Source organism: Curtobacterium sp. MCBD17_013 (assembly GCF_003234565.1).
In the GTDB taxonomy this organism is placed as follows: domain Bacteria; phylum Actinomycetota; class Actinomycetes; order Actinomycetales; family Microbacteriaceae; genus Curtobacterium.
Map to the genome: position 1 here is coordinate 63,342 of NZ_QKTU01000005.1, position 15,257 is coordinate 78,598.

General features: G+C 70.8%; 16 protein-coding genes. 7 read left to right on the forward strand and 9 right to left on the reverse strand.

The window, feature by feature from the left end; translation table 11 throughout:
- The first annotated feature begins 82 nt into the window (after positions 1 to 82).
- Complete coding sequence (locus tag DEI81_RS07705; RefSeq protein WP_111010009.1) at positions 83 to 442, forward strand: hypothetical protein; 360 nt, start codon at positions 83 to 85, stop codon at positions 440 to 442.
- 7 nt (positions 443 to 449) lie between these two features.
- Here DEI81_RS07705 and DEI81_RS16195 read toward each other — a convergent pair whose 3' ends face one another.
- The 5 genes from DEI81_RS16195 to DEI81_RS07730 form a co-directional block, all read right to left on the reverse strand.
- Positions 450 to 896: an anthrone oxygenase family protein gene (locus tag DEI81_RS16195; RefSeq protein WP_220035645.1), complete on the reverse strand. Its 447-nt coding sequence runs from the start codon at positions 894 to 896 to the stop codon at positions 450 to 452.
- Between the two features lie 5 nt (positions 897 to 901).
- A complete protein-coding gene (locus DEI81_RS16670; RefSeq protein ID WP_111010011.1) occupies positions 902 to 1,510 on the reverse strand; it encodes a TetR/AcrR family transcriptional regulator in 609 nt (202 codons plus the stop codon).
- A gap of 53 nt (positions 1,511 to 1,563) precedes the next feature.
- A complete protein-coding gene (locus DEI81_RS07720; protein ID WP_146244038.1) occupies positions 1,564 to 2,010 on the reverse strand; it encodes a hypothetical protein in 447 nt (148 codons plus the stop codon).
- A gap of 139 nt (positions 2,011 to 2,149) precedes the next feature.
- Positions 2,150 to 2,341 carry a hypothetical protein gene (locus DEI81_RS07725; protein ID WP_146244039.1) on the reverse strand — a complete coding sequence of 64 codons (192 nt, stop codon included), beginning with the start codon at positions 2,339 to 2,341 and terminating at the stop codon, positions 2,150 to 2,152.
- A 53-nt stretch (positions 2,342 to 2,394) separates the two neighbouring features.
- Positions 2,395 to 2,973, reverse strand: a complete 579-nt coding sequence (locus tag DEI81_RS07730; protein WP_111010017.1) for a TetR/AcrR family transcriptional regulator — start codon at positions 2,971 to 2,973, stop codon at positions 2,395 to 2,397.
- A 63-nt stretch (positions 2,974 to 3,036) separates the two neighbouring features.
- Between DEI81_RS07730 and DEI81_RS07735 the strand changes: the two genes are divergently transcribed.
- Positions 3,037 to 4,227: an NAD(P)/FAD-dependent oxidoreductase gene (locus DEI81_RS07735; RefSeq protein ID WP_111010019.1), complete on the forward strand. Its 1,191-nt coding sequence runs from the start codon at positions 3,037 to 3,039 to the stop codon at positions 4,225 to 4,227.
- Between the two features lie 85 nt (positions 4,228 to 4,312).
- On the opposite strand, the gene DEI81_RS07740 is transcribed toward DEI81_RS07735, so the two are convergent.
- The gene (locus tag DEI81_RS07740) at positions 4,313 to 5,074 is read right to left on the reverse strand and encodes an SDR family NAD(P)-dependent oxidoreductase (RefSeq protein WP_111010021.1); all 762 of its coding nucleotides are present in this window, start codon (positions 5,072 to 5,074) and stop codon (positions 4,313 to 4,315) included.
- A gap of 343 nt (positions 5,075 to 5,417) precedes the next feature.
- Between DEI81_RS07740 and bla the strand changes: the two genes are divergently transcribed.
- From bla to DEI81_RS07755, 3 genes are all read left to right on the forward strand, one after another.
- Positions 5,418 to 6,353, forward strand: coding sequence for a class A beta-lactamase (bla, locus tag DEI81_RS07745; protein ID WP_111010023.1), 936 nt, complete (start codon positions 5,418 to 5,420; stop codon positions 6,351 to 6,353).
- 287 nt (positions 6,354 to 6,640) lie between these two features.
- Positions 6,641 to 7,642, forward strand: coding sequence for a low specificity L-threonine aldolase (locus DEI81_RS07750; RefSeq protein WP_111010025.1), 1,002 nt, complete (start codon positions 6,641 to 6,643; stop codon positions 7,640 to 7,642).
- A gap of 133 nt (positions 7,643 to 7,775) precedes the next feature.
- Positions 7,776 to 8,528 (forward strand): SDR family NAD(P)-dependent oxidoreductase, encoded by a 753-nt coding sequence (locus DEI81_RS07755; RefSeq protein WP_111010027.1) that lies wholly within the window; start codon positions 7,776 to 7,778, stop codon positions 8,526 to 8,528.
- Positions 8,529 to 8,640: 112 nt separating this feature from the next.
- Here DEI81_RS07755 and DEI81_RS07760 read toward each other — a convergent pair whose 3' ends face one another.
- Together DEI81_RS07760 and DEI81_RS07765 are read right to left on the reverse strand one after the other, a co-directional pair.
- The gene (locus DEI81_RS07760) at positions 8,641 to 10,296 is read right to left on the reverse strand and encodes a catalase (RefSeq protein WP_111010028.1); all 1,656 of its coding nucleotides are present in this window, start codon (positions 10,294 to 10,296) and stop codon (positions 8,641 to 8,643) included.
- A 173-nt stretch (positions 10,297 to 10,469) separates the two neighbouring features.
- Positions 10,470 to 11,003, reverse strand: coding sequence for a hypothetical protein (locus DEI81_RS07765; protein WP_111010030.1), 534 nt, complete (start codon positions 11,001 to 11,003; stop codon positions 10,470 to 10,472).
- Between the two features lie 116 nt (positions 11,004 to 11,119).
- Between DEI81_RS07765 and pnuC the strand changes: the two genes are divergently transcribed.
- Complete coding sequence (gene pnuC / locus DEI81_RS07770) at positions 11,120 to 11,785, forward strand: nicotinamide riboside transporter PnuC (protein ID WP_111010218.1); 666 nt, start codon at positions 11,120 to 11,122, stop codon at positions 11,783 to 11,785.
- 109 nt (positions 11,786 to 11,894) lie between these two features.
- Positions 11,895 to 13,202 (forward strand): GNAT family N-acetyltransferase, encoded by a 1,308-nt coding sequence (locus tag DEI81_RS07775; RefSeq protein WP_111010032.1) that lies wholly within the window; start codon positions 11,895 to 11,897, stop codon positions 13,200 to 13,202.
- Positions 13,203 to 13,530: 328 nt separating this feature from the next.
- On the opposite strand, the gene DEI81_RS07780 is transcribed toward DEI81_RS07775, so the two are convergent.
- Positions 13,531 to 14,916, reverse strand: a complete 1,386-nt coding sequence (locus tag DEI81_RS07780; RefSeq protein WP_220035646.1) for a sugar porter family MFS transporter — start codon at positions 14,914 to 14,916, stop codon at positions 13,531 to 13,533.
- Positions 14,917 to 15,257 lie beyond the last annotated feature (341 nt).

Consider the following 15,257-nt stretch of genomic DNA (forward strand, 5'->3'; position numbering starts at 1 on the left):
CTCGCCCTCGACTCGTGCTGCGCGGACACGCTGCGTCCGTCCTCGACGTGGCCGCGCCCAGCGGCAGAACTACCCTGGGCGGATGCTCTCGCGACGCGACGCCGCCATCCGGCTCGACATCCCCCTCGAGATGGCCACCCACCACGGGATCCCCCCGCGCCTCAGCGAAGCCGAGCTCGCCGCGATCGAGCAGGATCCGCCGGCCTGGCTCGTGCAGTCCCGGGCCAACCGCACGGGCAAGAAGGTCTGGGTCCACCTCGAGTGCGTCGTCTGCGGCTTCACCGAGGATGCGCGGCCCAAGAAGTGGTGGCCCGACTGGGACTTCCTGATGTGTGACTACCACGCGGGGTACCAGGCGCCGGAACCGGCCACGGGGCTCGTGCGGCGCGAGGTGGATGGCGTGGGCACGAGATTCGTCGCCCTCGTCGACGAGGAGCCGTAGCCGCTCGTCAGCCCAGCATCTGGACGACAGCGGCGGCGAACAGCACGAATGCGACGCCGGCTGCGCTCGAGCGGAGGACGTCGATGCGTTCCCACCGCATCACGACGCGCTTCCAGTCTGCTGGCGGATCGGTCGGATCCCAGTCGTTGACGCCGATGTTGATCGGGACCGTGCCGAGGAACGAAGCGAGCACGAACACCACCAGTGCCACCGTCGCAGCGATCCGCCACCCGAGACCGTCGTCTGCCCCGGCGATCACGAGGACGGCGACCGAGGCCAGCAGGGCCGGGACCATCAGGATCGGCACGACGACCTTGAGCGACTTCACCAACGCGATGCGGGTACGGAGATGAGCTTCGTCGGGCAGCGTCCTCATGGCGGGCTGGATGCCCCATCGGACGATGAACTCCGCACCGGCGAGCAGACCCACGAGCACCAGTTGGACCACGAGCACCACGTTCACGGTGTGCCGCCGACCTCGCGGACCAGCGCCCGCGCTGCCCGCTGCGCTGCGGCGATGACGTCCGCGTCCGTCACCTCGGCGTGCACCGCGGCCTGCACGGCTGCGTTGATGCTGAGGACCGCCATCCGCACCAACAGGCCGTCCTGCTCGCGACCGCTGGGGACGAGCGCGGTGAGTTCGTCCACGATCGCGTTCAGCGGCGCACCGATGCTCCGCCCGCTCGAGTCGGCGAGACCGCGGATCACGAGCGGGTTCGCGGTCATGAACCGGATCGCGGCGAGCTTGTCGCTGGTGAACGTGTCCACCCAGCGCAGCACGGTCTCCTCGAGCAGCCGCGGACTCCGTGGCTGCTCGCGGAGCCATACGAGGAGCTCCTGGGCCTCGGTGCCGCGTTCGTCGAAGAGCGACTGCAAGATCGCTTCCTTGCTCGCGAAGTGGTGGTACAGCGACGCCTTGTTGATCCCGAGCTCGTCGGCGATCTCCCGCAACGAGGTCGATTCGTACCCCTGCCGGGTGAACAACTGCAGCGCAGCACGTTGGGCGCGTCGACGCGTGTCGCTCCCGCGCCGGCTGACGGCCGCCGCGCGTCTGACCGGTTGTGTCATGCGTACAGTCTACCTACCGTTCGGTAGGCGGAGCAGTGTCCGAGTGGTTCGCGCTAGCTGAACTTCGGCGTCGTCGCTGAGCACGCAACACGCGCACCTGGAGTCGTGGAGGTCTCGGTCGCGATCACGCGCTTCCCGTCGAGCAGGATCCGGCACGTCGCCGTCACGCCCTTCCCGGGCGTCGCGGTGACCGACGCTCGTTGCTCGGTCAGGACCACGACGTCGTGCGTCCACCGCGACCCGTCACCGTCCGTGGTGCCCGTCGTGACGGATCCGAGCCGCTGGACCTCCGGAGCGTCACCACGCTCCCTGGCACCCTCGGCCTTGACCTCGGTGAGTTCCGCGCCGGTCGGCCGGTCGACGTGGATCTCGTAGGTGACCGCCCACGCGTCACCGATCTGCTGGTCGACGTAACTGCACCCGGTGCCGAGCAGTGCGACCGACGCGGCGATGGCGGTCGCGGTCACGAGACGGAAACGGGACGTGCTGGATCCAGACATACGACCAGCCTCCACGTGCGGCCACCGCCGCGTCGACCGCCAGCAGGAGCACCTCCGTCCGACGACCGGCGGATGCCGGCTCCACCGCTCGGTGGAGGACCCTCGATGTCGACGAGCGGTGCTCGGGCTCCGGCGGCGATCACATGTCGTCGATGAGGCGGAGCGTGTCGTCGTCGGGCACGGTCCGGTGTTGGAAGTAGTGGTGGAAGATCCGTGCCGACTCGTGGGCGTCGACGTGCTGCGGCCAGGCCAGTCCGTGACGTACATGGTTCCTCCTCTCGGAGAGCGAGTCCCCGTTGATGCAGTGAGCTCGTGCGATCGGGCGGAGCACGTGCGGGAGCCGATCGACGGCTGCACGTCCGTGAGGACTCGCCACGCCGTCGGCTACTCGACGTGGGGCCATCCCTTCCGGACGTGGTCGAAGATCTCGTGCAGCGCCTGGCCCGGGCGCGGGTGAGCGCCGGCGATCTGCGGCGACTCGAGGACGAATCGGGCCAGGGCGTCCACGGCGGCCGGAGAGCCGTACCCACCGACCTCTGTGAGCGTCCTGGCGAGCACGTCCTGGCATCGGACCCAGCGCTGACGTGCGTACTCGGTCAATGCGGGCGTGGTGCGGATCAGGTCGAACACGGCACTGGTCTCAGTGTCCCGCTTCCCGTCGAACGGGCCGTGCGCGGCGATGAACTCCTCGACCGCGGTGAGGGCATCCTGCTCGACCGGTCGACCCTCGATGGCCTGTGCGAGGCTCGCCGCGCGGTCCCCACTGCCTCCGAACACGAGGGCTTGCTTCCCGTCGGGAAAGTGGGCGAACAGCGTGGTGAGCGCGGTGTCTGCTTCCTCCGCCACCTCAGCCACGGTCACGGCGTCGTAGCCGCGAGCGAGGAACAGCCGCACGGCGGCGTCCGTGAGGCGTTGGCGAGTCACGGCCTTCTTCCGCTCCCGCCGCCCCTGTTCATCTCCCATGCCGCCATCCTACCGATCTGTAGCGACTATGAACTCCTAGTGACTAGTGCTACCGTCCCGACCATGAACGTGCAAGAGCGGCCCGCGGTCGCCATCGTGGGAGCAGGACTCAGCGGCCTGGTCTGTGCCCGGATCCTGCAACGAGCCGGCCTGCCCGTCACCATCCACGAGGCCGACACCGCTGCGGACGCACGCCGACAAGGCGGCTCGCTCGACATCCACACCGCGACCGGGCAAGAGGCACTGCGTCAGGCCGGCGTGTTCGATCAGTTCCGCGCGCTCGTTCGCCATGGAGGTGAAGCGACACGGGTGATGGACCGCCACGCGCGGCTGCTGGTGGACGAGAGCGAAGTCGACGGCGGGAACGGTCGCCCGGAAGTCGAGCGGCAGGCACTCCGGCAACTGCTCGTGGACGCACTCGAGCCAGGAACGATCAGGTGGGGCGCGAAGGTCACCGGGGTCCGAACGGACGGTCCGGTGCGGGAACTGCAGTTCGTCGACGGGAGCACGGTCACAGCAGACCTCGTCGTCGGCGCCGATGGCGCGTGGTCGAGGGTGCGGAGCACGGCGCTGACATCGACCGTGCCGGAGTACACGGGCATCACGATGGTGGAGCTCCGGCTCTCGGACGCGGTCCGTGCGCACCCTGAGGCGCTCCGCACGACCGGGCACGGGACGTTCTTCGCCCTCTCGGACAACAAGTCGATCGGCGGCCATGGCGGAGAGGAGATCGCACTGGGGCTCGGTCTCCGCGTGCCGGAGGACTGGGCCGCGACCAGCGGCATCGACTGGACCGACCCGATGGCGGCGCGTGCGGCGCTGCTGCGGGAGTACCGGGACTGGGCCGGACCGCTGACGGACATGATCCGTGACAGCGACGACACCATCTGGCCGCGTCCGATCTACGCACTCCCGATCGGCCTCACCTGGCGCCGAGTACCAGGAGTGACGGCCGTAGGCGACGCCGCGCACCTGATGTCCCCGTTCGCCGGCGAGGGCGCGAACCTCGCCCTCATCGACGGCGCAGACCTCGCCCGCGCCGTCATCGAGAGCCCATACCTCGACCGTGCACTCGGACGCTACGAGCGGAAGATGTTCCGCCGAGCGAAGGCATCAGCATCAGCATCAGCACGCGGTCTCGCCATGATCTTCAACGACGACGCCCCGCGGCAGATGGTCTCGTTCTTCGAACGCGCGGCGCTCCTCGCACGCCTCACCCGGCCCCTCACACGGCTGCTGCCAGGACGACCATGACCCCCTGGGGTCGAGCATCGAGCCGCCGACGCCGCGACGCCGCACCAGTGGATCGAGCCGCGTCGGCGACGCGCCTCCGTTCGGGTCAGCGGGCCGTCCAGCCCCCGTCGATCGGCAGCGCGGTTCCGGTGATGAGCGAGGCCCCCTCGCCTGCGAGGAAGGTGACGGCGGCGGCGACCTCGTGCGGCTGTCCGATGCGGTGCAGTGCGGCGATGCGGTCCACCGTGTCGTCCCGGAACGCGTCGTCGGACAGGGCTGGAGCGGTGCCGTCCGTCTCGATGAAGGTCGGCGCAACGGCGTTCACACGGATCCCGTACTGGCCCCACTCGACTGCCAGGCACTTGGTGAGGTGGATCACGGCGGCTTTGCTGGTGCAGTAGGAGGACTCGCCAGGCAGCGCGACGAGGCCGGCTTGCGAAGCGATGTTCACGATCGAGCCTCGGCCCACAGTCCGCATGTGGCGAGCGACGTACTGCGAGATGAAGAACGTCGACTTCGTGGTGAGCGACCAGACGGCATCGAAGTGTTCCTCGGTGACGTCGAACGCATCCTCGACGATGCTCCCGCCGGCGTTGTTCACCAGGATGTCGATGGTCCCGAATTCCGCAGCGACGCGATCGACCGCCTCCCGGCATGCAGCGAGGTCGGTCACGTCCATCGCGACGACGGCCACGCTCCTGCCCAGCGCGCGGATCTCGTCCGCGAGCGCCGCGGCACCTTCCGGGTCGCGCACCCCGAGGGCGACGTCGGCACCGTGTTGCGCGAGGTCGAGCGCGATCGATCGCCCGATCCCGCGAGCGGCTGCGGTCACGAGCGCGACGGATCCGCTCAGGGGTTCGGCTTTCATGGACTGTCCTCCGCATCGGTGAACGGTGTCGGCGACCGGAGCCGGACGTGAGCCGCCTGCTGACCACCGTTGGGCCTCCAGTCTGCCGGTCGCACGCGGAGCGGTCGTCGATGCTCAGGGGTCTGCGATCCTCGGCGATCGCAGGGCGTTCACCAGCTGAAGAAGCGGACCACCGCGCGGAGCGTCTTCGCGGCCGTCGACGACGCAGCGCGCGCTGACGCGGTCCGCGGTCCGCGGTCCACGGTCCACGGTCCACGGTCCACGGTCGGAGCATGCCGGTCATGCATGGCGTTCGAGCCAGCCGTCTTTGACTGCACGGGCGGGCAGTCGCAAGGGTTGCGTCATGCAGACATCTCGAGTGCGCGCGCTCGCACGTTCCGTCGTCGCAGCGATCGCCGTCCTGGCCATGGCCGGATGCTCCGGCGTGGACGACGCACACCGGGCGGTGGGACCGACGTCATCGGTCACGTCCGAGCCAGACGAGGCACGAAGCGCGGCGGCGACGACAGCACCGGCGTTCGACCGTCTGCAGCAGACGTACGGCGCGACGCTGGGCGTCTTCGCGCTGGACACCGGAACCCGGCAGACCGTGGCCCACAACGCCAACCGGCGGTTCGCCTACGCGTCCACCTACAAATCGCTCGCCGCCGGCGTCCTGCTGGCCGACCCGTCGACCGATCTGGACGCGCACGTCGACCTCGCGCAGGACGAGATCCTGGCCGGTTCGCCGGTCGCCTCGCAGCACGTCGAGTCGGGGATGCGCCTCGGCGACGTCGTCGCGGCGGCGTTGGAGCAGAGCGACAACACGGCCGGCAACATCGTGTTGCAGCGAGTCGGGGGCCCCGCGGGGTTCGAGACCGCGTTGCGGAGAATCGGGGACACCACCACGCGGTCGGATCGGACGGAGCCCGACCTGAACGCGGCGGTGCCCGGCGACGACCGCGACACCTCGACACCTCGAGCGCTGGCGCTGGATCTCGATCGGCTGGTGCTCGGCAGCGTGCTGCACGCATCGGAGCGCGCCCGACTGATCGGGTGGATGCGCGCGAACACCACGGGGGACGACCTCGTCCGCGCCGCCGTTCCGGCGGGATGGACGGTCGCCGACAAGACCGGCACCGGGTACTACGGCGTCCGCAACGACATCGCCGTGGTGTGGCCGCCCTCGGGTGCGCCGATCGTCCTCGCGATCCAGACCACCAAGAGCACCCAGGCAGCCGAACCCAGTGACGCGCTCGTCGCTGCCGCGGCGAAGGAAGCGATCGGGGCCCTGCGATGACCCGCCGACACGCCGCAGCGGCCGGGGCGTCACCCCGTCTGGACGAACCTGCCGTGCCGTTCGGTGTCCGTTCTCGGGTCGTGCGAGCCACGGCCGCTCGTGGAACGACCGCACGGACGCTGCCACCATGACCAGCTCAGACGCCCGGTCGGGAAGCGGTTCCGATGAGGGTGCCCTGCCCCATCCGGGGCTCGCGACCGAGGAGGCCCAGGCGCTGTCACCACGCGGCCCGGCCGCACCCCGGGTCGGATGCGGAGCGCCACGACCAGTCGGAGTACCGTCATCGGGTGCCCATCGACCTGCGCTCCGACACCGTCACCCGCCCGACCGCCGCGATGCGCGCCGCGATGCTCGACGCCGAGGTCGGCGACGACGTGTACGGCGAGGACCCGGAGGTGAACGCGCTCGAGGCCGAGGTCGCCGATCTCCTCGGGTTCGAAGCGGGCCTCTACGCGCCGTCGGGCTCGATGGCGAACCAGTTGGGACTGCGGATGCTCGTCGCGCCCGGTCAGGAGCTCGTCTGCGACGTCCAGGCCCACGTGGCCCGAGCCGAACTCGGCGCCGCCGCGGTGTTCTCGGGGATCACGACCCGGACGTGGGCGACGCCGTACGGCCGCCTCGACCACCGGGCGGTCGAGCAGATCGCGGAGCCGGACGCCGGGTCGTACATGGTGTCCACCGCTGCGATCGCGATCGAGAACACCCACAACTTCGGCGGTGGCACCGTGCAGCCCCAGAGCGAGGTCCGCGCCGTGCAGGAGTACGCGCGGACGAACGGGCTCGCGGTGCACCTCGACGGCGCTCGGCTGTGGAACGCGCACGTCGCTTCGGGCACGCCGTTGCGCGAGCTGGCCGCCGGGTTCGACACGGTCTCGGTCTGCCTGTCGAAGGGCCTCGGCGCCCCGGTCGGGTCGGTGCTCGTCGCCTCACAGGAGCGCATCGACGCCGCCCGCATCTGGCGCAAGCGTTACGGCGGCGGCATGCGGCAGGTCGGGATGCTCGCCGCGGCCGGCCGGTACGCCATCCGGAACCACGTCGACCGCCTCGCCGAGGACCACGTGAACGCCCGACTCCTCGCCGCGGCCGCCGGGGTCGACCCCGCGACGGTCGAGTCGAACATCGTGTTCGCGGACGTGTCCGACGCGGCGCGGTTCGCGCACGAGGCCGAGGCCCAGGGCGTGCGCGTGATGCAGTCCGGCCGGACGCGCATCCGCATGGTGACGCACCTCGACGCCACGGGCGACGACATCACCCGCGCGGTCGACGTCCTCCGCGGCATCCAGCGGTAGGGACACCGAGCGGTAGGGACACCGAGCGGTAGGGACACCGAGCGGTAGGGGCACCGAGCGGTAGGGGTCCGCACCGGCCACGCAGGCCGGCGCCGCCGGGCGCCGGGAACCCGCCGGCGAGTAGGCAGGTGGCATGGCAGATGACGAACGGCCCACGTCGGAACCGAGCCGGGAGGGACGGGTCGCGCTCGTCACGGGCGTCACCGGTGGCATCGGGCGGGCGGTGACCCGGGGCCTCCTCGACGCGGGGTACGCGGTGGTGGGCACGGTACGCGACCGCAGCCGCGCCTCCACGGCCGAACTCGACCCGGGGCGCACGGGCCGACTCGTGCTCGTCGAGGCGGACATGACGGACACCGAGCGGCTGCACGCGGTGGCGGAGGCCGCCGCGGACCCGTTCGGACCGGTCGACGTCCTGCTGCCGATCGCCGGCGTCGGCGACGTCCGCGCGCTCGACGAGATCACCCCTGAGGACTGGGAGCGCGCACTCCGCGTCAACCTGACGGCGCCGTTCGTCCTCGCGCAGGCACTCCTGCCCGGCATGGTCGAGCGCGGCTGGGGACGGATCGTCTTCACCTCGAGCGTCGCCGCGTTCACGGGCGGGTTCGTCGGCCCGCACTACGCCGCGTCGAAGGCCGGGCTGCACGGGCTCGTGCACGCGCTGTCCGCGAGGGCCGCCGCGCACGGGGTCACGGTGAACGCGATCGCCCCGGCACTCATCGCGGACACGGCGATGATCGACGGCATGCCCTCGTCGGTCCCGACGCCGCCGGTGGGACGGCTCGGGCGTCCGGACGAGGTCGCCCAGCTCACGCTCGCCGTGCTCGGGAACGCCTACCTCACGGGGCAGGTGCTCCTGCTCGAGGGCGGCTCGCGTCCGTCCTGACGTGCGCGGTCCTGCTGTCCGCGCCCAGCGCGGCGTCGCACGACGCCGAACGCACGGGAGGCGCGGTGCGGGACGGACCCGCACCGCGCCTCCCGGGCGGCGGACGACCTGATCAGGCCATGACGGCGCGCTCGTCCGGCACGCAGTGCGTCATGAGCAACCCCTCGACGTCGCGCGGGCCGTTGTGCCCGAGGTTCGCCAGTCGGGCGAGCTCGTCGTCGGACAGGGTCTGGGACTGCAGCGGCGGCAGGTCGGCGACCTCCTCGAGGGTGATGCCGAGGCCCTCGCCCACGCGCTGCCCGAGCTCGTCCTCGACCATGTAGAAGTGCCAGAGCATGCGCTCCTGCACCGGGCGGGCCGCCTGCGAGATGAGCGTGACGAAGTTCTGGACGAGGTCGTCGCGCTCCCAGTCCTCCATGAGCCGGAAGCGCTGCCCGGCCTGCGTGTAGTCGTTCGTGCGCGGGATCCGCTTGCGCGTCAGCCGCCCGACGATCTCCGGCCCCTGCTCGTCGTGCGTCGGGTACTCGGCCTCACGGAGGCTGCCGTCCGTGATCGAGGGCTCGTAGTTGACGTGCGGGTTGGGTCCGCCGCCCTGGTGGTAGGCCATCTGCCCGTCGCGCTGGTTCGTGTGCACGCGCGCGTTCTTCGGCTGGTTGACCGGGAGCTGCAGGTAGTTCGGCCCGACGCGGTAGCGCTGCGTGTCCGAGTACGAGAACGTGCGGCCGACGAGCATCTTGTCGTCCGAGAAGTCGAGGCCGTCGACGAGCACACCGGTGCCGAACGAGATCTGCTCGTTCTCGGCGAAGAAGTCCGACACGTTCCGGTTGAGCACCATCGTGCCGACCTGCTTCGGCGGGAACTCGTTCTCGGGCCAGAGCTTCGTGTCGTCGAGCGGGTCGAAGTCGAGCTCGGGGTGGTCGTGGTCGTCCATCATCTGGACGCGGAGTTCCCACTCCGGGTACTCGCCGCGCTCGATCGCCTCGTGGAGGTCCTTCGACGCGTGGCCGAGGTCGCCCGCCTGGACCGCGGCGGCGTCGGCCTCGGTCATGCTGCTGACGCCGACCGACGGGATCCAGTGGTACTTGACGAGCTTCGTCTCGCCCTCGGCGTTGACCCACTTGTAGGTGTTCACGCCGAAGCCCTGCTGCGTCCGGTAGTTCGCCGGGATGCCGCGCGGGCTGAACAGGTTGACGAGCATGTGCATCGACTCGGGTGTCTGCGACATGAAGTCGAAGATGCGGGCCGGCTCCTGGCGGAACGTCTGGGGGTCCGGCTTGAGGGAGTGGATGACGTCCGGGAACTTGATGGCGTCGCGGATGAAGAAGACGCCGAGGTTGTTGCCGACGAGGTCCCAGTTGCCGTCCTCGGTGTAGAACTTGACGGCGAAGCCGCGCGGGTCGCGGGCGGCCTCGGAGGAGTCCCGGCCACCGATGACGGTCGAGAAGCGGATGGCGACGTCGGTGCGCTTGCCGGCCTCCTGGAACAGCTTGGCGCGCGTGTACTGCGCGATCGGCTCGTCGCCCCACTGCCCGGTCGCCTCGAAGTACCCGAAGGCGACGAAGCCGCGGGCGTGGACGACACGCTCCGGGATGCGCTCGCGGTCGAAGTGGCTGATCTTCTCGAGGAACTGGTAGTTCTCGAGCGTCGCGGGCCCCCGGGCGCCGACGGTGCGCTGGTTCTGGTTGTCGTAGACCGGGTGGCCCTGACGGTTGGTGAGGACCTCGCGGTCGTCACCCTCGGCGGGAGGCTGGGAGGAGACGTCGATCACGGGTTGTTCCTTTCCTGGACGGCTGCCTTCCCAGTGTCCTCCATCGGCCCCGGGGCGCCTGCACGGCCGGCACCCGGGCGTGCCGCAGCCGGCCGCCCGTCCCCCTGTCCGCGAGATCGCAGTCCCTGCCGCTCTGGCTCCGGTGAGAACGGCAACGACCGCGATCTCGCGCTTCAGGCGCCCTCGGGCGGATGGACGAGCAGGTCGACGCGGTCGGCGAGGTACTGCGCGAGCGGCAGGGCATCGCCGTCCGCGACGGCGGGGCTCCAGCGGACGACGACCTCGCCGTCGCGCACGGACAGGGGACCTGCGGCGCCGCGCAGGTGCTCGTCGAGCGGGATCGGCACGGTGCCGTGGTTGACGGTGTCGCCCGCGCGGAACCCACCCTTGACCGCCGCCGCACGGTACGCCCGACGGATCTCCGCCGACGTCGATTGGTACTGCGGCCGGCCCGGCTCCGTCACGCGGGTGATCAGGCCCGTCGCGCGGACGGTGCCGACCCGGTCGACGAGCAGCACGCCGAGCCGCCACGCGCGCCCCAGGTCGCGCATGGTCGGCTCCCGCCGGATCCCGAGCACGCGGCGCGGTTCGACGTACTCGCCGACGGCCTCGTCACGCGCACCGGCGGCCTCGAGCCGCTGCACGGCCTCGGCGATCGCGGTGCGGGCGCGGGTGATCGCGTCCGCGTCGTCCGTCGTCGCATCCACGCCGACGAGCGTAGGCCGGGTGGCGGGAGCGAGACGCGCCTCCCGGAATGCGACCACGCTGGATGCGGTTGCATGGACCGGTGCGGTCCCGACCCGTGGACCCGGAGTGGAGCAACATGGCGTTCCTGCGGTGGCTGTTCGACGCGCAGCTCGTCATCGGCGACCAGACCGTGCTGTGGCGCGAGATCGTCGGCAACGTGTTCGGCCTGCTCAGCGCGCTCGGCGGAATGCGCCGTCGGGTGTGGGCCTGGCCCGTCGGCATCGTCGGCAACGCGCTGCTGTTCACGGTGTTCATGGGCGCGGTGTTCGACACCCCGAACCCCGTCAACCTGCTCGGTCAGGCCGGGCGACAGATCATGTTCATCGTGGTGTCCGTGTACGGGTGGTGGCGGTGGACGCGGCGACCCGAGCCCGGCGACGCCGTCGTCGAGCCGCGGTGGGCCTCGTGGCGGACGCGCGCCCTGCTCGCTGTCGGCATGGTCGGCGGGACGCTCGTGCTCACCCCGATCTTCCGGGCGCTCGGGTCGTACGAGCCCGTCTGGAGCGACGCGTGGATCTTCGTCGGGTCGCTCCTGGCCACCTACGGCATGGCGAAGGGCTGGGTCGAGTTCTGGCTGATCTGGGTGGCGGTCGACGTCGTCGGGGTGCCGCTGCTGTTCTCGGCCGGCTACTACGCCTCAGGTCTCATGTACGTGTTCTACGGGGTGTTCACGCTCACCGGGTTCTTCGTGTGGCGGCGCACCCGGACGAAGCCGCCGGCAGCGCCGGTGACGGTCGGCTGACCGCGCCGCCCCTCGGCGAGATCGCAGTCGTCGCCGCTCTGACGGATCCCAGAACGGCAACGACTGCGATCCCGCGGAAGGGGCAGAGGCCGGTCGGTAGCGTGGGCACGTGGACCAGAGCAGCTTCGACGACCGTTACACCATCCGCCGGTTCTCGCCCGGCCTGACCCCGGAGGGCACGGCCGACGCGCAGACCACCGCGTTCTTCGCGAGCGTCGACGCGGGGTTCCACCAGCCCGAGGTGGCCCCCGATCGTCTCGGGCGGATGGTCCGGCACGTGATCGACGATCGCACTGAGCTGCTCGGCGTGCACCGGCGCGACCCCATGCCCGACTCGCTCGAGGTCGACGCTCCCGTCGGCACGTTCGGCAGTCTCCCGAAGCGCCTGAGCTGGGGCGACGGCACCGAGATCGACACCTTCGCGATCGCGTCGGTGACGGTCCGACCGACCGAACGCCGACGCGGCATCCTCCGGCGCATGATGACCGACTCCCTGCACCGTGCCGCGGACGAGGGGTACCCGCTCGCGAGCCTGACGGCGAGCGAAGGCACGATCTACCGCCGGTTCGGCTTCGGCGCCGCGATCCGCGAGCGCACGATCGACGTCGACCGATCCGCGGCGCTCCCGCTGCTCGTGCCGGCCAGGGGCGAGATCGCCCCGGTCGACACCGCCGTCCTGGCCCAGGGGCTCGCCCGACAGGTGTACGAGCGGTTCCACGCGCGGACGCCGGGCTCGATGACCCGGAACGAGGGCACCTGGAACGCCCTCCTCGGTCGCCAGGGCGACGGTGAGCCGAACCGGGCGGTGCGCGCGGTCGTGCACCGGCCCTCCCGGTCCGAACCCGTCGACGGCTACGTGACGTACAAGGCGGAGCAGACGGAGCGGCACGCGGTGCGGCTCGAGATCGTCGACCTCGTCGCCGCGACGGACGAGGCGTACATCGCGCTCTGGCACCACCTGCTCGCCGTCGACCTCGTGCGCGTGGTCCGGTACGGGACGGCCCGCGTCGACGACCCGGTCCTCCACGTGCTCGCCGACGACCGTGCGCTGTCCTCCGTGTTCGAGGAGGACCACGTCTGGTTCCGCGTGCTCGACCCGGTGGCGACGTTCGCGTCCCGCCCGTTCGCGGTGGACGGCACGGTGACGATCGGCGTCCACGACGCACTCGGGTTCGCGGACGGGACGCTGCGGTTGTCGGTGGTCCAGGGCCGTGCGACGGTCGAGCGGACCGCGGGCGGACAGGACGAGGCCGACGTCGAACTCGACGTCGCGGAACTCGGCGCACTCGTGCTCGGCGCGGTGGACGTCGGCACGCTCGTCGCCGCCGGCCTCGTCCGTGCGGAAGCCGGGTCGGCCGCGCGGCTCCGCGCCATGCTCGTCCCCATCCGGACCCCCCACCAGATCGCCTACTTCTGACGCCGGCGACGGACGGGAACGCTCCGCGCAACCCCTTGTCTCCCAACCTGGACACACGTACAGTGCGCTGTTGGGACGGTGAATGCGGCACTCGAACAGTTCCGGGTCGGCGTCTCACCGACAACCACAGACGTTCCTCGCGGCCGATCGGGTCGCGAAGGCCGACCATCCCCGTTCCGGTCGGCGCCTCCCGTGTCCCTGGACCACCAGCAGGACACGGCGGCGAACGGCGGGTGTCCTCCCGTGACCCGAAGCGGGAGGACACCCGATCCTCGTCGTCGGACGGGAGGAGCGGTGCGGGTCCGCACCGCTCCTCCCGTCGCCGGTCCTACGCCTCCTCGAGCTGGCGCTCGATGTCCTCGAGGCTCCGACCCTTGGTCTCCGGCAGGATCTTCCACATGGTGATCGTGCCCGCGATCGCGAAGACCGCGAACGCCCAGAACAGGGTCGTGGCGCTGAGGCCCGAGATCACGCTGAGGACCACGAGCGAGATGATCAGGTCGAGGCCCCAGTGGGTGACCGTGCCGAAGGACTGCGCCTTGCCACGGACCCGGTTGGGCAGGACCTCGCTGTTGACGAGCCAGATCGCGATGCCGAGGCTCGCGGCGAACACGCCCTCGTAGATCATGAGGCCGATGACGAGGAGCACGCCGACCGTCGACGACTGCGGGAACAGGTAGAGCGCACCGATCGCGGCGAGCGCGATGGCGACGATCAGGGTCCCGCCGATGAGGAGCCAGCGGCGGCCGAGGAAGTCGACGAGCAGCAGTCCGATCAGGGTGAACAGCAGGAATGCCCCGCCGATGCCGACCGAGCTGAGGATCGCGGACGAGTCCCCGAACCCGGCGGACTTCAGCATGGTGGGCGCGTAGTAGAGGATCGCGTTGACGCCGGACAGCTGGTTCGTGGCCGCGACGACGACGCCGATCACGATGCCGCGACGGACGCCGCGGGTCCGGAACAGCGACCGGTAGCTGACCGCGTGCTCCGACTTGATCGCGCCGGTGATGTCACCGAGCTCCGCCGCGGCCTCGGCCACGGTGGACCGGATGCGCTCGAGGACGGCGCGGGCGTCGTCGACCCGGCCCTTCGCGGCGAGCCAGCGCGGGCTCTCGGGCAGCGGCAGGAGGCCGACCAGCATGACGACGGCCGGCACGGCGGCGAGGCCGATCATCCAACGCCAACCCTCGATCGGGGCGAACGCGTAGCCGACCAGGTAGGACACGAAGATGCCGAGCGCCACGAACAGCTGGTTGAACGACACGAGGCGGCCACGGATGCGGGCCGGGGCGATCTCGGCGATGTACATCGGCACGACGAGCGAGGACGACCCGACGCTCAGGCCGAGCAGGAACCGCGACACGTAGATGAGCGGGAGCCAGCCGATGAGCGAGCTGCCGAGCGCGCCGACGATGTAGATCGCGGCGAGCAGGATCAGGGTGCGGCGTCGACCGAGGCGGTCGACCACCGGACCACCGCCCATGACGCCGATCACGGCGCCGGCGAGCAGGATCGCCACGAAGAACTGTTGTCCGAACTCACCGAGGTGGTACTCGGGCGCCACGTACAGCAGCGCGGCCGACACGATGCCCGTGTCGTAGCCGAACAGGAACCCTCCGAGCCCTGCGATCACCGAGGCCCACACCACGATCCCCCTGCGGTGGTGCCCGGTCGTCCTGCGGGCGTCCCGCGCGGTCATCTCCGTGGATGTCATCACAACTCCGTCGTCATCCCATCCGCCGAGTCCGGTTGGCTCGGCGGCCCGGTCGAGTGTACGTCGAGGTGAGCGCTCACAGTGAGCGCTCACTCCTCGTTTCGAACGCTGACGGCGAACGTGACCGGCGATGGGCCGTTCGACGCAGCGTTCTGTCCAGAGCACGCCGGGACGGCTGCGTGGTCGTTCAGCCGGGCCGCCACAACCGTCCGTCATGGGGCGGCGCGCCGGGTCAGGACGTGCGCGGCCACCGGGACATGACGGCGTCGATCCCCGCCGCTCGCGCCGGGGGTGGCGGTCGACCCCCGGTCTGGGGCAGAACCACCCCCCGAACGGAGGCT